Source organism: Amycolatopsis sp. NPDC057786 (assembly GCF_042797905.1).
GTDB lineage: Bacteria > Actinomycetota > Actinomycetes > Mycobacteriales > Pseudonocardiaceae > Amycolatopsis.
On record NZ_JBHVKW010000093.1, the window covers coordinates 1 to 20,488 of the forward strand.

Here is a 20,488-nt window from a genome sequence, read left to right on the forward strand (position 1 = left end):
TTTCCCTCTGTCGCAAGAGGAATGATCAACCAAGGGCTTCACCCATGATCAACCAGGGTGCCACCCGGCCGAACAGACGTTAAAACTCAAGCTAGCGCAGGCCGATCTCCGTGAGCAGTGCCCGCGCCTTCCGCCCGTGATCGTCGGCCACGCCCATGTCGCCGGTGACGGCCGCGCCGTGCTCGATCCCCTTGTGCGCGCGTGCCTGCTCGTAGCGGTCGCCCAGTTTCTCGGCGACCGCAAGCGCTTCCCGGTGCCTGGCGATCGAACCCGCGGCGTCACCCAGATCGCCGAGAGCGATGCCGATGCCGTTGAGCGCCTTGATCTCGAACTCGCCCAAGCTGTTCCGGCGCGCGAGGTCCAGCGCCTCGGTCAGGTGCGCCAGCGCGTCGTCGTGCTCACCCAGCCGCGCGAGCAGCACGCCGATGTGGAGCAACGCCTCGGTCTCCGGGAACGGGTAGCCGAACTCGCGTGCGGTGACGAGCGCCCGCCGGTAATGGTCGAGTGCCTCGGCGAAGTGCCCCTGCTGCTCGCGCACCGTGCCGAGGTTGCCGTAGGTCAGGCATTCCCCGACCCGGTCCTCGACCTCCAGCATGATCGCCAGTGCCTCGTCCAGGTACGAAGCCGCCTTGTCCCAGTCGCCGACGCGCATCGCGCTGTTCCCGAGGTTGCCCAGCGCGCGGCTCTCGCTGGTGCGGTTGCCGGTCGCCCGGTGCACGAGCAACGCCCGCCGGTAACAGTCCTCGGCCGCCGCGAAGTCGCTGAGCCGGTCGAACGCGTTGCCGAGATTGTTCAGTGCCCGCGCCCAGCTGGCCCGATCACCGCCCTCGTCGTATCGCGTGAGCGCCTGCTTGAACTGGTCGATGCTCTCCTGGTAGCGGTTGGACCGCAGATAGACCGCACCGAGGCTCATCCGCGCACTCGCCTGGACCAGCGGGTCGGCGGCGCGGACCGCGATGCCGTGCACGATCTCCGCGTCGGCGAAGTGCAGCCCGTTGTACAGGTACCGGTTCAGGATCGGCGACATCGTGGCGGCGTCCTCGCGTCTGCCCTGCTCGTCGGCCAGCGCGGTGATGCCCACCAGGTTGTGCCGCTCGGCGTCCAGCCACTCCGTCGCCGCCGCGACGTCGCCGAAGTCCGGCGGCGGAACGTCCGAAGTGGACACTTCGGGCCTGCGGTCGCGTTCGTGCGGGGCGTAGTGATCCATGGCGCGGCAAGCGCCGTGCCGGTAGTAGCCGAACAACCGGGCGAGCGCGGCCTGCCGTGCGGAGGCGGCGTCCACGTCCCGCGCCAGCCCCGCCGCGTAAAGCCGGACCACGTCGTGCAGGCCGAACCGGTCCCGGACGCGCCGCTGCACCAGGCTGCCGTCGACCAGTTCACCCAGAAGTGCTTCCGCCGTGCGCGGATCCACCCCCGCGAGCGCGGCGGCCGCGCGCGTGTCGACGTCGCGGCCGGGATGGATCGCGAGCAGCCGCAGCAGCCGCGCGGACTCGGCGGGCAGGTCGGCGTAGGACAGGCCGATGGCGTTCTCCAGCTCGTCCTCGACCCGCAGGCTGCTCCGGCGTTCCGCGAGCCGGGCGGCGTGGTCGCGCAACGTCCAGTCGCGCCGGTTCCGGATCCGGCCCGCCACCACCGTCAACGCGAGCGGCAGATGACCGACCAGCTCGGCGATCGTCGTGGCGGCCTCGGTGTCCTCGGCGATCTCGGCCGCGCCGACCAGCCTGCGCAACATGTCGAGTGACTCGGTCCCCCGGAACGCTTCCAGGTGCACGATCCGCGCATCGGGCAAGCCGGTCAGGCGCCGTCTGCTGGTGATCAGCACGGTGCCGCCCGGCGAATCCGGCAGCAGCGGGCGCACCTGGTCGGCGTCCGCCGCGTTGTCCAGCACCACGACCGGACGCCGGTCCGCGAGCAGCTGCCGGTAGGTCGTCCGTCTGCCCGCGGGGCCGAGGCGGTGGATCTCCCCGCCCGGCACCCCGAGCCGCCGGAGGAACTCGTCCAGCACCGCGAGCGGGTCGGCGGGTGCGCGGTCGGCGTCGTAGCCACGCAGGTCCGCCCACAACCGGACCGCGACGCCGTCCCGGTTTGCCAGCCGATGCGCGGCACGGACGGCCAGACTGGTCTTGCCGACGCCTGCCATCCCGTCGATCACCACCACCGGCGACCGCCGCTCGCCGTCTCCGGTGATCGCGGCCAGCTCGGCGTGCCTGCCGACGAACTCCGTGCTGTCGGCGGGCAGCTCACCCGACACGGTCACCCACGACGAGTCGGCGGTGAGCCCCGCGATCACCTGGCACACCTGCCGCCACCGGGCCACCACCGCCTCGTCGGCGGTGAGCGCACGCACGATGTCCGCGACGAGATCCGCGTCCATCCGCCGTCTGCCCGGCTGGAGGCAGCGGTAGACCGTGTTGAACACCGGCAGATCCGGGTTCCCCGCCGTCCGCCGCCCCCGCACGACTCGCCGGTGCAGCTCCCGGTAGGACACGCCATGCCCGCCGCGCAGCGAGTTCAGCCGGGCCGCCAGCTCGTCGAACGAACCGGCGCCCACCGGCTCCGGTGTCCCGTCGGGATCCATGATCGAAAAGAGTAGTCCGTTCGGCCGATCGAAAAGGCCCGAACAGGAGAAATCGCCGGTACTCCGCCCGCCACGGTCGTGTCGGCCATCCAGTCACGCGTGTCGTCCGCCGGATCACCCGTGTCGTCCGTTCGATCACGTGACATCGCCGGTGCCGAGTACATGAAGGACCCCATCCTTGCGCCTAGGTACAGGAAGGGGGCCTTCATGTACTGGGCAGGGCAAGAGCCCATTCGGCCCACCGGTCGCCGGATCTCGTCTAAGGTCGGTCAGCATTCGGTCCGGGAGTCACCGCCGGGCGGATCGGTTTCACGTGTCCAGGGGGTTCCCGTGACGGAGGAACAGCCGCCGAGCCCGGTCGGCGCTCGGTCGTACGACGAGCTCTCCCAGCGGCTGAGACAGGCGCTGGCCTGGGCGGGATTGACCCACCGCGAACTGCACCGGCGGGTGCGGCGCTTGCGCACGGCCCGGGGGTCGGTCGACCTCCCCGCCTACAACACCGTGTACCGCTGCCTGCTGCCGGGACGCAAGCGGCTGGACGTCGAACTGGTCGTCGACATCGCGGCCGTGCTGCTCGGCATGGACGTCGCGGCGGAATGGCGGCAGGCGCACCGGGTGATCACCGGGCACGCCACCGAGGCGGCCGTGATCAGCGTGGCAGACCACCTGCCAGCCGGGGGCGGCAGGTTCGTCGGCAGGCAGGAGCAGGTGCGCCAAGTGCTGGAGGCCGGGCAGGACGACGCCGGCGTGTGGGCGATCTCCGGCATGGCCGGGGTCGGCAAGACCCGGTTCGCCAGCGAGGTCGCGCGGCTGCTGGCCGAGCGGGGCCGGTTCGCCGAAGTGCGGCTGGTGGTCAATCTCCGCGGCTTCGACGCGGATCGGCCCGCCGCCGACCCGGCCGCGGTGCTCGAAGGCTTTCTGCGCAGGCTCGGGGCGTCCGGTAGTGAGATCGGCTGCCTCACCCTCGCCGACCGGAGCGCGCTTTTCCGGCGGCTGCTGGACGGACGTCGCGCGCTGATCCTGCTGGACAACGCGGCGTCGGTCGATCAGGTGCTGCCGTTGCTGCCCGCCCTGCCGACCTGCCTGGTGCTGGTCACCAGCAGGCGCCGTCTCGCCGGGCTGGACTCGGCCCGGCACGTGACGCTCGACGTGTTCACGCCGGAAGAGTCGGTCGAGTTGCTCCGCGACGGAATCGGCGACGAACGCGTCGACGCGGAGCAGGGCGAAGCGGCCGACATCGTCGAGCTGGTCGGACGGCTACCGCTGGCCCTCGCGCTGGTGGCCCGCCGGTTGGCCGCCTCGGACGAGTGGACGATGGCGGATCACCGGGACCGCCTCGCCGATCTGCGGACCATGCTGCGACTCGACGACGGGGTCGAAGTCGCGTTGCGCACGTCGTATGACGAGCTGGCCGAGCCGGACCGGGTGTTGCTCGGCCTGCTCGCCGCTTATCCGGGACGCGATGTCGACGACCACGCGGCCGCGGCACTGGCAGGCGTCGAGGTCGCCGTGGTCCGACGGCAACTCGCCGATCTCGTGGCGGCCAATATGGTCACCGCCCGCGCGTCCCGGTTCGAACTGCACGACCTGGTGCGGGTCTTCGCCGAGAAACGCGTCCGGGAGAACGTCCAGGCCCGGGTGCGCCGGACCGCGGCGGTCCGGCTGCTCGACTTCCAGCTGGCCACCGCCCGTGCCGCGCTCGTCACCTGTTTCCCGCATGAGGCGGAGCGGTGGGAGGACCTGCCCACCCCCGCGGTGCGGGCCCTCGGGTTCGACGGGCCGGACGAGGCGATGGCATGGCTGGACGCCGAACGGGTCAACCTCGTCGTCGCGTCCGGGTGGGCGCTGAGCGAGGGACGTGACGAGCACGTGACGCGGCTCGCGTGTGTGATGACGAGCTATTTCGAGGCCCGCGTTCACGTGAGTGACGCACTCGCCCTGTTCGGCAACGCCGTCCGGGTCGCGTCCGGTGTCACCCGAGGGCACGTTCTGAACGGGCTGGCCATGACCCAGTGGCAGCGGGGGAACACCGCCGAGGCACTCGTCGTCCTGGAGGACGCGATCAAGGAGTTCTCCGCCGCCGGTGAATCCGATTACGTCGTCAACCTGTCCGGGAACGTGGGCCTGTTGCTGACCAGTCTCGGTGACTATCGCGCCGCGTTGCCCTGTTTCCGGCAGGCCATGGAATTCGCCGTCGCGAGGAACAACGAATCGTTCCGGGCACGGCAGTTGTGCAATATCGGCCTCGCCGAGATGCGGCTGGGGAATCATCCCGCCGCCGTCGATTATCTGTCGCAGGCTCTCGACGTGACCAGGGCGAGCGGTGACCATCTCTGCGAATGCCGGACGCTCGACGGTCTCGGCACCACGTTCTGGCGCATGGGAAAGGAAACCGACGCGGGGGCCTGTTACGAACAGGCGCTCGCCGTGGCGAGGCAGACGCACAACCGGGCCGACGAAGGCAAGGTCCTCAACCATCTCGGTGTCCTGCTCGTCGCGGCAGGCCGGTTCGACGAGGCGCTGGCGCATCACCGGCAGGCCATCGATCTGGCCAAGGAGATCGGCAGCAGGGAAGGAGTGCTGGCGGCGCACAACGACATGGCCGCGACCCTGCTCGCCGCCGGGCGGGCGGACGACGCCGTGCGGTGCCTGCGGCGGTCGATCGAGTCGGCGACCGCGGCGGACAGCCGCTACGAACTGGCCAGAGCCCAAAGTGGACTCGGCGACGCGCTGTTCGCCGCCGGTGATCCGGCCGCCGCGCGAAAACACTGGCAGGCCGCGCATGCGGCGTACACCGAGATGGGGGTGCCGGAAGCCGTCGAGGTCCGCGAGCGGCTCATGCCGGACCTGGCCGCTTCGCCACCGCCATGACCATCGGTACCGGCTATGGCGGTGGCATCGAAGCCGCGGGCGTCCCGCCGGAGTGGCGGTCTCGCCGCCCGGGCGAGTCCGGTCAGTCGTCGAGGGCGTCGAGTACGCGCTTGAGGTCGACGAACTTGAAGTTCGTGGCGTCGCGGTCCGGCTCCCCCGGCTTGTCGTCACCGTCCTGGACGACGAGCAGGCCGTTCGGGTACTTGCTTCCGAGCGGCTCGTTGAGGACGGCGGCGCCGTCGCTTTCCTCGGTGCCGTCGAGGGTCGCGGACGCGGCGGTCACGCGGAAGCCGCCTTCGTACTCGTTGTCGTCACCGAGTTCGCGGTCATAGGCGGCGAAGCTGTTGTCCCCCTGGCTGGAGGCGAGCAGATAGCCGTCGCCGTCCTTCTCCTTGAGCAAGGTAAGGCCTTCGACGTCGGCCGACAGGCGCGTGCCGCCGTAGCCCGGGTCGGTTCCGGGTACGCACTCTTCGGTCGCCTCGTCATAGGTTCCGGGGATGCCGTACTCGCGGACCTTGTCGATCAGCTTCGGCGTGCCTTCGAGGTCGGCGTCCAGCCGCCAGATACCCACATCCTCCTGCCCGGCATAGAGAGTGCCGTTCGCGGGATCGACGACCATGCCTTCGACCTGGGGCAGTTCGCCCGGCTCACCGCACGGGGTCCACGATTTGCCGTTCGGCAGCCGGAACTCGGACGGCAACGAGAGCGTGCGCACCTTGCGGTAGGAGACCGTGCCTCCGGCGCCCGCCGTCAGCTCCAGCAGGCTGAGCGCGGTGCGTTCCCGCTGGCTGACCACCGCGAACGAGCGGCCGCTGGTGGGATCGGTCCACGTGGCGAGGCCGTAAGCGGTGCGCTGGTCGTTGATCTCCTCCTGCGACGAGGAGAAGATCGCCGGCGCGGCGGGATCGGTGACGTCGGTGAGCGGGGCGGCGGCCTTGCCGCCGTCGATTCGGTAGATCCGCAGCCGGTCACGGCCGCGGTCACTGGTGACGGCCAGGTCGCTGACGCCGGAGCCGATCTTCATCCGGTGCACGAGGTCGACGTTGTTGAACCGGCCGGGCGCATCGTCCTGGCCGGATGCCTTCGGCGCCGGTATCGACTGCACTTCGCGGCCGTCGAGGTCGTAGACGCGCAGGCCGCCCTCCTTGACCGTGGCGACGACGAGGCTGCGATCCGGAGCCGCCGGGTTACGCCAGATCGCCGGGTCGTCGGCGTCCGCGTTGCCGCCTGCTTCGTCGTCGTACACGGCAGGGGTTTCGGTCGCCGGCTTCACGGTCGGCAGATCATCGGCCGCGACGGCCGAAGGGGCCGAAACCGTGGCAAGCGCCGCGACGAGCGCCAGACCGCCGGCGGTGACGCGGGCTCTGGAGGCCTGAGCCATCAAGGTGTTCCTTCCTTAAGCGAATCGGACAGCCCACTATGAAGCCGCCGCGTGACAAGTTACCCGGAAGTAACGGCACGCCCAGGTGACGAGAACATGAACACCATTGCCTTGCTCGCCACGCGATCATCTCGGAACGAGCCCTCATCGACCCGGACACCCGGTCAGGTACACGCGATAATCCATTGTGGACGATCAACGCCGCCAGCCATCTCGCTCTACAGTCGGCGGCATGGACGAAACCGACACCGCTTGCGTGTTCTGCGAGATCGCGGCGGGCCGAGAGGGCGCCGGGCGCGTGCTGTTCGAAGACGAGCGGACGACAGCGTTCCTCGACCATACCGCCGTGATGCCGGGCCACACCCTGGTGATACCCCGGGCCCACGCCGCGGACCTCTGGGAGATCTCCGCGGAGGACGCGGCCGCCGTCATGCGGACCGCGCACACGATGGCCGCCCGGATCCGCGAGGTGCTGCGACCGGACGGACTGACCTTGTTCCAGGCCAACCGATCCGCGGGCTGGCAGGACGTTTTCCACCTTCACGTCCACCTGGTGCCCAGAGCGGCGGGTGATCATCTGACCAGACCTTGGGTCGCCTCGGTGAAAGGTGACGACGAACTGGCGGCCATGCGCGCCCGGCTCGCGACGCCGCTCGAACCCCGAGATGTCCCTTGACAGCGGGGCCATCCGGCCTGCATCCTTAATTAGGAAAGTTTCTTTACTATAATCGGCCGCGCCGTCGCGGAACCGGTCGAACTGGGGGACAGTTCACGTCTTTGTCCTATATGGACAGTGAAGGACTCCTCCTTTGTCATGCCCGCGAGCAGGGAAGGAGGTCCGCCGCTGTGACGCGTCCCGAGCCCGCCGTTCGTCGCGCCAGAATGGCCGTGATGGGCGTCTTCGGGCTCTGCGGGCTGGTCTGCGCCGTCTGGAGCGCGTCACTGCCGTCGATCAACGCCCGGCTCCACCTCGGCGAGGGCCGGATCGGGCTGGTGCTGCTGACAACCGCGCTCGGCTCGATGGCCTGCATGCCGGTGGCCGGGCGGCTGGCCGACGCCTGGTCGAGCCGTGCGGTGTTACGGGTGATCGCGCCCGTCGCGGCGCTCACACTGCTCGGTCCCGCCCTGGCTCCCGGTTTCCCGGTACTGCTGGCCGCCGCCTTCGTGCTCGGCGGTGCGCTCGGTTCACTGGACGTCGCGATGAACGGCCACGCCGTCGAGGTGGAAACCCGCTACGGACGCTCGATCATGTCGACGTTCCACGGGGTGTGGAGCCTGGGTGGAGTGGCCGGCGGCCTCACGATCACCGTCGGCTTGCATCTCGACGTGGGTGGCGCGGCACTCATGGCCGGCGCCGGAGTGGTCGCGGCAATGCTGTTCCTCTTGCCCGGCAGGCATTTGCTGACCGGCGAAGCACGGCACGAGGTGGCCGGCGACCCGGTCGCCTCTTCCGGCGGGCTGCCGCCGAGCACCATCATGCTGCTCGGCGTCGTCGCGCTGGCCGGTTTCGTCAGCGAAGGCGCCGGTTACAGCTGGGCTTCCCTGCACGCACAAGGAATGCTCGGCGCGGACCCGGCGACGGCGTCGTTCGCGTACACGGCGTTCGCCGCCGCGCTGACCGTCTCCCGGCTCGCCGCCGATCGGCTCCGATCGAAGGTGAACCCGGCGAGCTGGATGCGGTACGCCGGATCGGTCGCCGTGCTGGGGTACGCGCTCGTTCTCGTCGCGCCACTTCTTCCCGGGGGACGGCTCGCCTTCGGCCTGGTCGGCTGGGTGGTCGTGGCGGCCGGTCTGGCGACCGTCGTACCGGCGATCTTCAGCGCCGTCGGCGCGGGTGGCGCGAACGTCGGGCGCGCGCTTTCCTGGGTGACCACCATGGCCTACGCCGGACAGCTCGGCGGGCCCGCGGTCATCGGCCCGCTCGCCGACGCCACCTCGCTGGGCACCGCCATGGTGGTACCCGGCCTGCTCGCGGCGGTGATCGCCATCGCCGGACCGATCGTCGTCCGGCGGGCGACCGCCGGGCGGCTCACCACCGCACGACTGGATTGAGTGACACGCGCACCATGGGGGTAAATCGATGCTGTACGCCGGAATCGGCTGGACCGACGCGGGTTTCGAGATCGCGGTCCTCGACGGGAACGGGCACGGTGACCGGCCTGCCGTGCGGTTCGCCGCGGACCGGAGCAAGGAGATCTCCTCCTATCTGAAGGGCCTCGGCGGCCCCGTGACCGCGGTCGTCGACAGCACCAACGGCATGCTCGACGGCGGTTTCATGGCCGCCGGACTGGACATGTACCGCGCCGACCCGGCCATCCTGCCGCCGAGGCCGGGCTTCGGCTCGGTGCCCGCCGTCGAGCTGGCGCGCGCGGCCTGGCGAGATCCCGCTTCCGTGGTGCGCCTGGAGATCGAGTCGGGTTCGCTCACCGGGCGGCTGGACGAACATCACGCGGCGATGGCCGCCAGTGACGAAGCCCTGGCCGCGATGACGGCGGCCGGGCGCTCACTGGAACACGGTGACCGGACGCACGGGAAGATCGCGCTCACGTTCGACGACGGCCCACATCCTCCTTACACCGGGCGGATTCTCGATATTCTCGAGTCTTACGGCGTCTGTGCCACCTTCTTCTGTGTCGGGCTGAACGCGGGCGCGCGCGGCGAAGATCTGCGGCGGATGGCGGAACAGGGCCATGGCGTCGGCAACCACACGTGGTCCCATCCCTATCTGCCGGATCTCTCGCCGGCCGAACTCGCCGACCAGCTCAACCGCACCGGCGACGTGATCGCGGATGCCTTCGGCGCCGCGCCCGCGTTCTTCCGCCCGCCTTATGGATCAAGGACTCCCGCGGTGCTCCGTTCGCTGACGGACCTCGGCGCGCGGCTCGCGCTGTGGGACGTCGACACCGAGGACTGGGCGATGCCCGGCCCGGACGTGATCGCGGGAACCGTGCTGCGGCACACGATTCCCGGCTCGATCGTGCTGATGCACGACGGTGGCGGCGACCGTTCCCAGACCGTCACCGCCTTGCCGTCGGTGATCGAAGGACTGCTTGCCCGCGGACTCGAGTTCGTCCGCGTCGAAGACCTGGTGACCCCGAACTTCGCGACAGGAGAGAGATGACGATGCATCCCATCGAGCTTGCGGAGACCCACGTCGGACCGAGCATGCTGCGCAGGCTGGCGGCGGCCTGGCCCAAACGCGCGACCATCCGCACCGATATGGCCGGAGTGGTCGACCCCGGTGACTACGATCCCAGCCTGCTGGACTACCCGCTGCACCTCATGCCGTTCTCGGAGCATCCGCGGTTCCTCGAAGCGTCGGAGGAGCAGCGGCTGCTCGTCAACACGCTGGCGTGGATCGCCTACAACGAGCGCGTCATCGCCGCCGAGGAACACGTTGCGAACCCGACCTTCGAGAAGCTCGCGCACGGCGTCTTCCCCGGCGTCGACCGCTACGAGGTCAAGGAAGTCGTCCAGCAGTCCCATATCGACGAGGTATGGCACACCTACATGCACATGATGGCGATGCAGCGCACCCGCGAGGCGCGCGAGATCAGCCTCGAGGAATCCTTTGTGGAGCCGGTGACGAACCGCAGGCTCTACGCCCTCGCGGAGAGCATGGACGAGCAGTGGCAGCGTGACCTGCTCTATCTCATGTGGACGGTCGTCGGCGAGGTGAGCATCAACGCCTTCCTCGACCTGCTTGCCGGCGACAAGTCCATCCAGCCGATGCACGCGCTCATCGCCCGGCTGCACGCTCGCGACGAAGCGGCACACGGTCCCGTGCTGGCCGAGCTGATGAAGGAGATCTACCCGAAACTGGAGCCGGAGCGGCAGGAGTTCTTCGTCCACTACCTCCCCGAGGCGATCACCGCGTTCGGCGCCGAGGACTACGAGCTGTGGCCGCAGGTGCTCCGGTTCGCCGGGATCGAGCACGTCGACGAGATCATCGCCGACTGCCGGGCCAAGGAGGACGGCGAGGTCATGATGAACGACTTCGCCACCGTGCGACGGCTGCTTCGGGACCTCGGGATCGAAGACAAGGTGAAGTACCGCTTCGTGACGGCCAAGGGCGGGGTGAAATGATCCTGACCGGGCCGGAGATCACCGAGTCGGTGTCCGACGGCCGGATCGCGATCTCCCCGTTCAGCCCGGACCAGGTCAACCCGAACAGCTACAACGTCACGCTCGGCGGCACGCTGATGTCCTATCGGGACAAGGTCGTCGACGCCTACCGGCCGAACCCGACCGAGACGATCCAGCTGCCCGAGGACGGGTACGTGCTCCGGCCCGACCAGCTCTATCTCGGGCACACCGAGGAGCGCATCGGCTCGGACATCTACGTGCCGCTGTTGTTCGGCCGGTCGTCGGTCGGCAGGCTCGGGCTGTTCGTCGAGATCACCGCCCCGATCGGGGACATCGGTTTCCACGGCCAGTGGACGCTCATGCTCTCCCCCGTCCAGCCGTTGCGCGTCTACCACGGCATGAAGATCGGCCAGATCATGTTCTTCGTGTCCTCCGGTGAGATCGATCTCTACGCGGGGAAATACCAGTCGGCGGTCGGCCCGCAGGAATCCCGCTATTGGCGCGACAGGATGGCGGTCACCTCGTGATCCTCACCCGCAAGGCGATCGAGAAGGCGCTGGAGAGCGGGGACATCGTGATCGACCCGTTCGAGCCGGACCGGTTGTCGCCCAACGCGTACGACTGGCGCCTCGGCGAGAAGATCCGCGTCTTCGACACGGAACTGGACGCGGCGAGGTCGACGCCGTTCACCGAGCTCGTCATCCCGTCCGAGGGCATGGTGCTCGAACCGGGGCGGCTGTACCTGGGTGTCACCCACGAGCGGACCCGTTCCGAGCGCTACGCGCAGATGATCAACGGCGACCACACGATCGGCGGGCTCGGCATCTGGGTCCATGTCTCGGCGCCGCTCGGCCATGTCGGCCACGCGATCAACTGGACGCTGGAGATCAGGGTGGCCAGGCCGGTCCGGGTCTATCCGCTGATGACCTTCGGCAAGATCATCTTCCTGGTCGCGCACGGATCGACGGCGAGCTATCAGCACGTCGGCGTGAAGTACACGAGTACGGCCGGTATCGACATTTCCCGGCTGTACGAGGAACTGTCGTGAAGACGCTGACCGGGATCGACCTCCCGCCGGGCAGCCCCGGCGGGAGCGTCGAGCTCCTCAAGGACCTCTACCTCGCCCCGAAAGCACCGATCGAGGCCGGTGTCTTCATGCTCGGCTCCGACGCGGGCTCAGGCGGGCCGGAACTGCTCGACGTGCCGGGGAAGCAGCTCGACGGGCCGGGATTCTGGTCCTATGTGGACGAGCTCGCGACGGCGATCCGGCATCGGTTCGATCCGGCCGATTTCGACGCGGTGCATTGGCAGCACTTGAGTTTCGGCGCCACCCCCGCGTTGCTTCGCGCGTTCCCCGACCATCCGCGGATCGCGCTCGTGCACGGCACCGATCTGCTCTTCGCGGCCGGGCATCCCACCCAGCGTGAGGTACTGCGCGAGGCCGCGGCGGCGGCAGGCGCGGTCGTCGTGCCGACCTCGGCGATGGCCGACCTCCTGCGTGCGGTCACGCCGGTCGAACCGAAGCGGATCGTCCACGTGCCATGGGGAATCCCCGATCGGTTGCTGCATTCGCCGCCACCGCGGCCTGAGCCGCGGGACGGGTTCCGGGTGCTGTACGCCGGGCGGCTGACCGCGGAGAAGGGGGCGGCCGAGCTGATCACGGATCTGACCGGGCTGCCCGGCGTGACGTTGTGCGTCGCGGCGCCCGAGCACGAGTTCGCCGCGCTCCCGGTGGACACGACCCCAGTCGAGTACCTCGGGTGGTTCGACCGGCCCGCGTTGTGGCAGGCCTTCGCGCGGCACGAACTGCTCGTGATGCCGTCGACGACGTTGGAGGCGTTCGGGCTCGTCGCGGTCGAAGCACAGGCCTGCGGATTGCCGGTGGCGTATCAGCCGGTGCCGGGGCTGGCCGAGGTCCTGGGTGACTCGGCGATGCGGTTCACCCGGTCCACGCTCGCGGACACCATCCGGCTGCTGGCCGAGGACGGCCGCGCGTTGACGGACCTGCGTGCGGCCGGGCTGCGCAACGCGGCCCGGTTCCCGCTGTCGAGGACCGCGGCCGAGCTGGCGGCCGTGACCGCCGAGGTACGCCGGTGATCGCGCAGCGCGGGCTGTTCTCGGGACCCGATCCGGTGATCAGCAAGGATCTCTACGCGCAGATCGTCTCGGGCAGTGCCCGCCGCGAGCGGACAACACTCACGGTGGAGCCGGCGTCGAAGGTCTCCGGCAACACGTACTTCGGCCGGTTCCCGGCGAGTTACTGGCAACGCTGGACGACGGTCGGCGCTGTCGAGGTCGCACTGGAGGCCGACGGTGCCGGCACGGTTTCCCTGCTGGCGTCGGACTTCGAGGGCGAGTCGCGCGTGGTGGCGGCGCGGATCGTCGACGGTGAACCGATCTCGCTGGCCGCTCCGCTCGACCGGTTCGTCGACGGTGGCGCGTTGTGGCTGGACTGGGAAACCGAGCCGGGCCAACGACTTGTCGTCCGCGACGTGCGCTGGACGGTTCCGGCGGCGGAGCGGTCACGGCCGACGGTGGTGACCATCTGCACGATGAACCGCCCGGCAGACTGCCTCGCCACGCTGACCGCGATCGCCGACGACGACCTGGCCTCGGCCACGGTGCACGCCGTGTACGTCGTCGATCAGGGCACCGACCCCGTGCTGGCCGATGGCGTCCTGCCGCCGGGCAAGCTGCGGTACCTGCGGCAGCCGAACCTGGGTGGCGCGGGCGGCTTCACACGCGGCCTGTACGAGGTCGACGGCGAGAACGTGAACGTGCTGTTCATGGACGACGACATCGTGCTGGAACCCGACCTGCTCGTCCGGATGACGGCGTTTTCGGCGTCCACGGCGGAACCGCTGATCCTCGGCGGCCAGATGCTGAACCTGCTCCACCCCACGCGGTTGCACGCGGCGGCCGAGTACACCGACCTCGACGGCATCCGGCCGGGGATGCCGATCCGGCACAGCCTGCACGCGGCCGACCTGCTGGCCACGGATCCGGCCACCGGCAGGCCGTACCGACAGGAACTCCGCGTCGACGCGGGCTACAACGGCTGGTGGGCCTGCCTGATCCCGCACGAAGTGGTCAAGGAGGCCGGCTATCCGCTCCCCCTGTTCTTCCAGGGTGACGACGCCGAGTACTCCTACCGGGCAAGGGAACACGGGTTCCCGACGGTGACGCTGCCGGGCGCGGGCCTGTGGCACACCGACTTCCCGTGGAAGGACCGCGACGAGCTCAACCGGTACTTCATCCTGCGCAACTACACGATCATCTCGGCGTTGCACGGCGACTTCCCGGTGCTGAAGATCGCCGGAACCCTGCTCGCCGAGCTGATCCCCTCTCTGCTGGGCATGCGGTACGGCGCCGCGGCGACGCTGATCCAAGCGGTGTCGGACTTTCTCGACGGTCCGGACATCCTGCGCGACGGCGGAGTCGCGGCGCTGGCACGGATCCGCGAGCTGCGTTCCCGTTATCCGGAGACCGTCGCGCATCCACCGACGGCCGTGCCGGGATTCGCGTCGAACGACATCGCGATCAGTGAACCGAGTGTCTTCGACCGGCTGGCACTCGGGCCGTTGCTCGGCGTGCACCGGCTCGCCCTGGGCTCCGTGCCGGTTTCGGAGGCCGACTGGTGGCGTGTCGGCGCGCTGCGCACGGCGGTGGTGACCGACGCGTCGCAGCGAGGCGTCCGAGTCCGCACGTACGACCGGCAACGCCTGGCGCGCCTGGCGTACCAGGGCGCGCGGGTCCTCACCCGGTTCATTCGCGACGGCGCCGCCGTCCGCGGGCAGTACCGCGCGGCACTGCCGCGGCTGACCAGCCGGGACGCCTGGACCGGATTGTTCTCGGACGAAGGATTGATGTCATGACGCCCTTGTTGGTGGCGACGGATCTCGACGGCACGGTGGTGCGCCCGGACGGCACGATCTCCGACCGCACGGTGTCGGCGTTCGCGCTCGTCGAAGAAGCGGGCGCCGAATTCGTGGTCGCCACCGGCCGCCCGCCGCGGCTGGTGGCCGAGATCGCCGGGAGATTCGGCGACCGCGGCCTCGCGATCTGCTCGAACGGCGCCTACCTGTACGACATGCACACCAGGACGGTCGTCGAGGAATACGCCATCACGACACCGGATCTGGCCGAAGCGGTCACCAGGCTGCGTGCGGCGGTCCCCGGCATCGGCATCGCCGTGGAGCACGCCGACCGGTTGGTCGCGGATTCGGTCTACGAGCCGTGGGAGTGGGACCGCGGCGCCACGATCGAACGCGCCGACGACGCGACGCTGCTGAGCCTGCCCGCGCCGAAGCTGCTCGGCAGGCACTCCTCGCTGTCCGCCGACGAACTCCTGGCGCTGGCAAAACCGGCTTTGGACGGGCTCGTCTCCGCGTACCACTCCAACGGCTCACGCCTGGTCGAAGCGATCGCGGTCGGCGTGAACAAGGCGGCCGCGCTGGCCCGGCTGGCCGCGCGGAGCGGGGTGGCGGCCTCGGACGTCATCGCGTTCGGTGACATGCCCAACGACCTGCCGATGCTGTCCTGGGCGGGTACGGCGTACGGGGTGGCCAACGCGCACCCCGACGTGCTCGCACTGGTGGACCACGTGATCGGCAGCAACAGCGAAGACGGCGTCGCCGTCGTACTCGAACAGCTCTACGCGAAGGAGAATTCCGTTGTCGGTGAATGAGTTGGACCGGCTCGTCAACGCCTGCCTGCTCGCCGGGTACACCGGTGCCGAACCGCCGGCGTGGGTGCACTCGGCGCTCGACGACGGGCTCGCCGGGGTCACCCTGTTCCCGGCCAATCTGGACGGTGGCAGGCAGGCGATCGTCCGGCACACCCGCGCGCTGCGCCGGACGGCGCCCGACGCGCTGATCGCGCTCGACGAGGAAGGGGGTGACGTCACCCGCCTCGACTACGAAACCGGCAGCGCGTATCCGGGCAACCTGGCGCTCGGCGAGATCGACGACGTGGCGTTGACCGCCGAAGTCGCCGCGGCCATCGCGGCGGATCTGAAGGCCTGCGGGGTCAACCTCGACCTGGCCCCGTCGATCGACGTCAACAGTGATCCGGACAACCCGATCATCGGCGTCCGGTCTTTCGGCGCCCGGCCGGAGCTGGTCGCCGCACACGGCGCGGCGTTCATCGAGTCCATGCAGGACGGTGGTGTGTCCGTCTGCGCCAAGCACTTTCCCGGCCACGGCGCGACGGTGACCGACCCGCACCACGCACTGCCCGTTGTGGACATTCCGGCCACGACCTTCCGTGAGCGTGAGCTGGCTCCCTTCGTGTCGGCGATCAAGTCGGGCGTCCACGCGATGATGACCGCCCACGTGCTCTATCCCGCACTGGACCCGGACAACCCGGCGACGCTGAGCCGTCGTCTGCTGCACGACCTGGTCCGCGAAGAGCTGGGCTACGAAGGCGTGTTGCTGTCCAGCGCGATCGCCATCGAGGCTGGCCAAGGCAACCAGGACATCGGCGCGGTGGCCGTGCGTGCCCTGCGGGCGGGGTCGGATCTGCTGCTGCTCGGCCCGACCGAGAGTGAGGAGCTCTGCGAGGTCATCCGCGCGTCGGTCTCCGAAGCCGTCCGTGCCGGCACACTTTCGCTGGAAACACTGGAAACCGCGGCCGCGCGGGTGTCAGCTCTGCGCGCGCTCGCCGCTCCTCGCTCTCTCGGCCTCGAAGCAGCGCGGCGTGCTCTGCGCGTCGACGGGCCGGTCGCGTTGACCGCTCCCGCCTTCGTGGTCGAACTACGCGCCGGGGGCAACGCGCTGGGTGAAGCGCGCTGGAGCCTCGCCGATCGGCTGACCGAACTCGGCGCGGCCCGTTCGACGGTGCTCGCCGCCGAAGACGACCCGGTGGTCCTGCCGTCGACCGGCCCCGTGGTGCTGGTGGTCAGGGACGCTTACCGAACCCCTTGGCAAGCGGCCCGGCTGGCCGAGGCCCTGGCCGCCCGGCCCGACGCGATCGTGGTCGCCATCGGTATGCCGGATGACGTGACTCCGCAGGTCAAAGCCAGTATCCGGACCTACGGTGCCGCTGCGGTCAACATCGAGGCGGCGGTGGAACAGCTCACCGCCCAGTGGCCGTGAAGCCTAAGTTTCCTTCGGCACTGTCGTCGCCGACGGCGATCGGTTTAGCCTGGCCGCATGCCATCGCCTGATCGTCTGGCCGCTTTCGCGCTCGCGTCGTTCGTGCTGATCCTCATCCCTGGCCCCGCCGTGCTGTTCGCGATCAGCCGCGCCCTCGCCTACGGCAGGCGGACCGCGCTGATGACCGTGATCGGCGGTGCGGCCGGCAGCTTCACCGCCGCCACGGCCGTCGCCATCGGCGTCGGCGCCATCATCCAGACCTCCGCCGTGATCTACACCGTGATCAAGTTCGCCGGCGCCGCTTACCTCGTCTACCTCGGTGTCCAGGCGATCCGGCACCGCCGGGCACTACGGGAGGCCTTCGACGCGCGAGCGGCGCCGATCAGCGGCGGACGCACCCTGGTGCAGGGATTCATCGTCGGCGTCACCAATCCCAAGTCGGTGGTGTTCTTCGCGGCGATCCTGCCCCAGTTCGTCGAACCTACGGCCGGGCACGCCGGCCTTCAGATGGTGGTATTGGGTGCGGTGTTCGCCGTGATGGCCCTGGCGATGGACTCCGTCTGGGGCGTGGCCGCGGGGGCGGTCCGATCATGGTTCGCCCGTTCGGCGCGGCGCTTGGACCTGGTCGGCGGAGCGGCCGGTCTCACCATGGTGGGGCTCGGCGTCGGCTTGGCCGTCAGCGGCCGCAAGGAGTAGCCCATCCCGTTCAGCCGAGGTGGTCGTTCGCGCCACTGGCCCAGGCGGCGTATCGCTCGGCGGATCGCAGAACGGCCTCTCTCGCGCCGGTTCGCACAGTTCCTCCCGTGAGGCCATAGAGCCGCTCGAACTCGTAGGGCGCGACCCGCTCCGCGATCCGCCGGACCAGACCGGCCGAGAGCGGGATCGCGTTGGGATAGCTGCGCATGAAGCTCACCCAGCCCGCGGCGGCGACCGGCACGATGGTGTCACCGGCCAGCAGCGAGCCGCCGTCCGTGGCGACGTGGGCGACCGCGGCACCCGGAAAGTGCCCGCCCGCCTCGACAAGCGTGACCCCGGGAAGGATCCGCTCGACACCCCGCCACTCCCGGATCACGGGATCCTCCCGGCGCACCCATCGCCGGTCGGCGGAATGCACCAGGACCGGAACGTTCCCGAGCTGATGGCTCAGACTCACCTGCGAGCCGTACATATGCGGATGGCTCGCCACGATCGCGGCCGCCCCGCCGAGTTCGGCGATCTTGTCGAGCAGCGGCCGGTCGAGCGCGTTGGGCGGATCCCACAGGAGATTGCCCTGATCGGTCTGGACCAGATACGTCCACTGGCCGATCGCGAACTCCGGTTCCCGGTGCAGGCGGTGGATGTTCGGCTCCGGTTGTTCGTGCACCAGCTTATGCGGACTCGCGGCGAGTTCGTCCACTGTGGTCCAACACTGCCCGGAGGCGCGGACGTACTGCCGCTCGTCCGCGCAGATCCGGCAGACCCCGGCCGGAGGTTCGGCGGTGTCGGGATGCTCGACGCCGCAGGTTCCACAGATCCAGATCGTCATACGCCCCAGCATGGAACCTCCAGCCGACTCGAGGTCAAGGCAGCCGGACAGGCATCATGGCCAGGTGCCGGATCTTCATTGGGATGAGGTCAAGAACTTCTTCGACGCCGATCTGATGGGGGCGCTTCCGGACGTGTTCGTCCGGGATGCCTCGGCGGAGGACTGGCAGGCTGTGTTCGATCTGGTCGAGGCGCGTGGGTGGGAGTGGGAGTTCGTCGTCCAAGGAGACACCGAACCGTCGCTGCCCATGGCCACCGACGTGCTCGCCCGCCCGCACGACGCCGAATTGGTGGAGCTGAAGGTCTGGCCGGTTCCGGGGATGCTCGCGATCTTCCGTCCCCTGTCGGCCGAAGAGATCGACTTCGACATCGATCTGCGGGAGTTGCAGGGGCAGGATGGCGTCGACACCCCCTGTGAACTCCTTGGCGACATCGGACGAAAACTGGGCAAACCCGTGCTCATGACCTCGGAAGGGGGCAGCCAGGCCGACCCGGTCCTCGGATTCGATCCGGTGCTCGACCGAGTGGTGTTGCTCGCTGATCCGCGGATCAGCGAGCCGGCTGACCCTGACAGACGGTGATGGGCAGCGCGCTGCGACCGTACGCGGCCCTGGTCGGTCAAGGGCTCCGTACTCGGTAGGAAGAGCAGCGAGCCCTGGGTAGTTCGACCAGTAGTGATCGCCCTTGAGCGTGAGCATCGGCCAATGCCAAGCCTCGAACCCATGCCGGACGACGTGCCCCGATGAGCTGGAGCACAGTGCCCTGACCGCCACAACCATCTCAGTACAACGCCGAGAAGACCGAAAGCGACATCGCGATGTACTTCGCGGCCGAACAACTCGTCATGAGGGCCACGAAGATGCATCCTTGTCTCGTGTCCGACGATCGACCTGAAGAGACCGGCAAGTCGCTCCGGCCTGGCGATGATCCGTCTCTACCGGACGAGGAGTCGATCGGCCGACGAACGGCGTGGTTCCAGACCTACACGAGACAAAGGAATGTCTTCGCCTCAGCCATCGGCGGGCCATACACCTGTCCCTGCTGCGGCCACACAACCCTCAGCGAGAGAGGCGGATATGAAATCTGCGAAGAATGCGGCTGGGAAGATGACGGGCAGGACGACCATGACAGCACCACCGTCCGCGGCGGGCCGAACGGGCTGCTCAGTCTCGACGCCGCACGATCCCGATACCTCGCAAACGGTGGCGTAAGGCAACCTCACACGCCGCCCGGCGAACCCACCTGACCCACCGGCCGGGCGCCCTGCGATACGTGAACACCTTGTCCCCGTAGCATGCGTCATCGTGGTCAACCCGACGATGGTGCTCTCCCACGGTTTCGACGGGACGTGCTACCGCATCCGTACGACGTCATTCGATGTCGGCTACATCATCGGCGACGGCGAAGATCCCGAGCAGGTGGCGAACGTCGACGTCGAGGTGCGTTTGCCCGATGGCTCACGGTGGAGCGCGACGATGTTCACCGTCGCCGAGTTGGAACGGCTCATGGAGCGTTGGGCGCAGACCGGAGAGTGCGGGAGCGGCAGCTATTTCTGGTGCTCCGACGGCGTCATCGTCCGCAAGCCAGGCGTCAGTTTCATGACCGAGGTACTGATCGGACTCCACGACGACGAAGACAACCTCACGGGCGTCCTCAAACCACTCGGCAACGAGTAGTCGCACGGCAACGTTCGGCCGGCGGCATGCCATCGGTCCGTTCAGGACCTGATCAACGACCTGTTACGTCTATCGCTCCACGGTAGTCAGCGTCCCGCACCTGAGGGAGTCCCTCGCGGTACCACTGTCGAGCGTGGCTCCCCGCGCGCGTGAAGCCGACCGCTCCAGACCCTGACGGTCACGGAAGAGCCGGACCGGCCGCACTTGTTTGCGCGATCCGCCACCGCGGTCTATCTTCCTACCGTCCGAATAGCGTGCCATCGGTGTCCGGATATCG

Annotated in this window: 18 protein-coding genes; 15 read left to right on the forward strand and 3 right to left on the reverse strand. The window is 69.1% G+C overall.

The window, feature by feature from the left end; genetic code table 11:
* Positions 1–91 precede the first annotated feature (91 nt).
* Positions 92–2,578 (reverse strand): tetratricopeptide repeat protein, encoded by a 2,487-nt coding sequence (locus ACFVM3_RS33220; protein ID WP_378443865.1) that lies wholly within the window; start codon positions 2,576–2,578, stop codon positions 92–94.
* A 330-nt stretch (positions 2,579–2,908) separates the two neighbouring features.
* Here ACFVM3_RS33220 and ACFVM3_RS33225 point away from each other — a divergent pair, with 330 nt between their 5' ends.
* The gene (locus tag ACFVM3_RS33225; RefSeq protein ID WP_378443866.1) at positions 2,909–5,449 is read left to right on the forward strand and encodes an ATP-binding protein; all 2,541 of its coding nucleotides are present in this window, start codon (positions 2,909–2,911) and stop codon (positions 5,447–5,449) included.
* A gap of 82 nt (positions 5,450–5,531) precedes the next feature.
* Here ACFVM3_RS33225 and ACFVM3_RS33230 read toward each other — a convergent pair whose 3' ends face one another.
* Positions 5,532–6,830 (reverse strand): phytase, encoded by a 1,299-nt coding sequence (locus tag ACFVM3_RS33230; protein ID WP_378443867.1) that lies wholly within the window; start codon positions 6,828–6,830, stop codon positions 5,532–5,534.
* A 232-nt stretch (positions 6,831–7,062) separates the two neighbouring features.
* Between ACFVM3_RS33230 and ACFVM3_RS33235 the strand changes: the two genes are divergently transcribed.
* The 11 genes from ACFVM3_RS33235 (at position 7,063) to ACFVM3_RS33285 (ending at position 17,707) form a co-directional block, all read left to right on the forward strand.
* The gene (locus ACFVM3_RS33235; protein ID WP_378443868.1) at positions 7,063–7,506 is read left to right on the forward strand and encodes an HIT family protein; all 444 of its coding nucleotides are present in this window, start codon (positions 7,063–7,065) and stop codon (positions 7,504–7,506) included.
* 170 nt (positions 7,507–7,676) lie between these two features.
* Positions 7,677–8,882: an MFS transporter gene (locus ACFVM3_RS33240; RefSeq protein WP_378443869.1), complete on the forward strand. Its 1,206-nt coding sequence runs from the start codon at positions 7,677–7,679 to the stop codon at positions 8,880–8,882.
* A gap of 28 nt (positions 8,883–8,910) precedes the next feature.
* On the forward strand, positions 8,911–9,951 hold the full coding sequence (locus ACFVM3_RS33245; RefSeq protein ID WP_378443870.1) for a polysaccharide deacetylase family protein: 1,041 nt from the start codon (positions 8,911–8,913) through the stop codon (positions 9,949–9,951).
* The gene (locus ACFVM3_RS33250) at positions 9,948–10,916 is read left to right on the forward strand and encodes a diiron oxygenase (protein WP_378443871.1); all 969 of its coding nucleotides are present in this window, start codon (positions 9,948–9,950) and stop codon (positions 10,914–10,916) included. The genes ACFVM3_RS33245 and ACFVM3_RS33250 overlap by 4 nt, the downstream gene beginning before the upstream one ends.
* On the forward strand, positions 10,913–11,443 hold the full coding sequence (gene dcd, locus ACFVM3_RS33255) for a dCTP deaminase (protein WP_378443872.1): 531 nt from the start codon (positions 10,913–10,915) through the stop codon (positions 11,441–11,443). The genes ACFVM3_RS33250 and dcd overlap by 4 nt, the downstream gene beginning before the upstream one ends.
* Positions 11,413–11,964 carry a deoxycytidine triphosphate deaminase gene (locus ACFVM3_RS33260; protein WP_378443873.1) on the forward strand — a complete coding sequence of 184 codons (552 nt, stop codon included), beginning with the start codon at positions 11,413–11,415 and terminating at the stop codon, positions 11,962–11,964. The genes dcd and ACFVM3_RS33260 overlap by 31 nt, the downstream gene beginning before the upstream one ends.
* Positions 11,961–13,013 carry a glycosyltransferase family 4 protein gene (locus ACFVM3_RS33265; protein ID WP_378443874.1) on the forward strand — a complete coding sequence of 351 codons (1,053 nt, stop codon included), beginning with the start codon at positions 11,961–11,963 and terminating at the stop codon, positions 13,011–13,013. Before ACFVM3_RS33260 ends, ACFVM3_RS33265 begins: the two co-directional genes overlap by 4 nt.
* A complete protein-coding gene (locus ACFVM3_RS33270) occupies positions 13,010–14,791 on the forward strand; it encodes a glycosyltransferase (protein ID WP_378443875.1) in 1,782 nt (593 codons plus the stop codon). The genes ACFVM3_RS33265 and ACFVM3_RS33270 overlap by 4 nt, the downstream gene beginning before the upstream one ends.
* On the forward strand, positions 14,788–15,603 hold the full coding sequence (locus ACFVM3_RS33275; protein WP_378443876.1) for a Cof-type HAD-IIB family hydrolase: 816 nt from the start codon (positions 14,788–14,790) through the stop codon (positions 15,601–15,603). Before ACFVM3_RS33270 ends, ACFVM3_RS33275 begins: the two co-directional genes overlap by 4 nt.
* Positions 15,596–17,011, forward strand: coding sequence for a glycoside hydrolase family 3 protein (locus ACFVM3_RS33280; RefSeq protein WP_378443877.1), 1,416 nt, complete (start codon positions 15,596–15,598; stop codon positions 17,009–17,011). Before ACFVM3_RS33275 ends, ACFVM3_RS33280 begins: the two co-directional genes overlap by 8 nt.
* 57 nt (positions 17,012–17,068) lie before the next feature.
* Entirely contained in the window at positions 17,069–17,707 is a 639-nt protein-coding gene (locus ACFVM3_RS33285) for a LysE family translocator (RefSeq protein WP_378443878.1), read from the forward strand.
* 10 nt (positions 17,708–17,717) lie between these two features.
* On the opposite strand, the gene ACFVM3_RS33290 is transcribed toward ACFVM3_RS33285, so the two are convergent.
* The gene (locus tag ACFVM3_RS33290; protein WP_378443879.1) at positions 17,718–18,536 is read right to left on the reverse strand and encodes a hydrolase; all 819 of its coding nucleotides are present in this window, start codon (positions 18,534–18,536) and stop codon (positions 17,718–17,720) included.
* A gap of 64 nt (positions 18,537–18,600) precedes the next feature.
* Here ACFVM3_RS33290 and ACFVM3_RS33295 point away from each other — a divergent pair, with 64 nt between their 5' ends.
* From ACFVM3_RS33295 to ACFVM3_RS33305, 3 genes are all read left to right on the forward strand, one after another.
* The gene (locus ACFVM3_RS33295; RefSeq protein ID WP_378443880.1) at positions 18,601–19,116 is read left to right on the forward strand and encodes a hypothetical protein; all 516 of its coding nucleotides are present in this window, start codon (positions 18,601–18,603) and stop codon (positions 19,114–19,116) included.
* A gap of 278 nt (positions 19,117–19,394) precedes the next feature.
* A complete protein-coding gene (locus ACFVM3_RS33300; protein WP_378443894.1) occupies positions 19,395–19,781 on the forward strand; it encodes a CPCC family cysteine-rich protein in 387 nt (128 codons plus the stop codon).
* A 58-nt stretch (positions 19,782–19,839) separates the two neighbouring features.
* On the forward strand, positions 19,840–20,211 hold the full coding sequence (locus ACFVM3_RS33305; protein WP_378443881.1) for a hypothetical protein: 372 nt from the start codon (positions 19,840–19,842) through the stop codon (positions 20,209–20,211).
* Positions 20,212–20,488 lie beyond the last annotated feature (277 nt).

What these genes read in the sequence shown, in the direction of transcription:
- ACFVM3_RS33250 (WP_378443871.1), top strand. Translation starts at nt 9,948, where the DNA reads ATGACGATGCATCCCATCGAGCTTGCGGAGACCCACGTCGGACCGAGC.
- ACFVM3_RS33285 (WP_378443878.1), top strand. Translation starts at nt 17,069, where the DNA reads ATGCCATCGCCTGATCGTCTGGCCGCTTTCGCGCTCGCGTCGTTCGTG.
- ACFVM3_RS33220 (WP_378443865.1), bottom strand. Translation starts at nt 2,578, where the DNA reads ATGGATCCCGACGGGACACCGGAGCCGGTGGGCGCCGGTTCGTTCGAC.
- ACFVM3_RS33290 (WP_378443879.1), bottom strand. Translation starts at nt 18,536, where the DNA reads ATGACGATCTGGATCTGTGGAACCTGCGGCGTCGAGCATCCCGACACC.
- ACFVM3_RS33230 (WP_378443867.1), bottom strand. Translation starts at nt 6,830, where the DNA reads ATGGCTCAGGCCTCCAGAGCCCGCGTCACCGCCGGCGGTCTGGCGCTC.
- ACFVM3_RS33275 (WP_378443876.1), top strand. Translation starts at nt 14,788, where the DNA reads ATGACGCCCTTGTTGGTGGCGACGGATCTCGACGGCACGGTGGTGCGC.
- dcd (WP_378443872.1), top strand. Translation starts at nt 10,913, where the DNA reads ATGATCCTGACCGGGCCGGAGATCACCGAGTCGGTGTCCGACGGCCGG.
- ACFVM3_RS33235 (WP_378443868.1), top strand. Translation starts at nt 7,063, where the DNA reads ATGGACGAAACCGACACCGCTTGCGTGTTCTGCGAGATCGCGGCGGGC.
- ACFVM3_RS33300 (WP_378443894.1), top strand. Translation starts at nt 19,395, where the DNA reads ATGCATCCTTGTCTCGTGTCCGACGATCGACCTGAAGAGACCGGCAAG.
- ACFVM3_RS33245 (WP_378443870.1), top strand. Translation starts at nt 8,911, where the DNA reads ATGCTGTACGCCGGAATCGGCTGGACCGACGCGGGTTTCGAGATCGCG.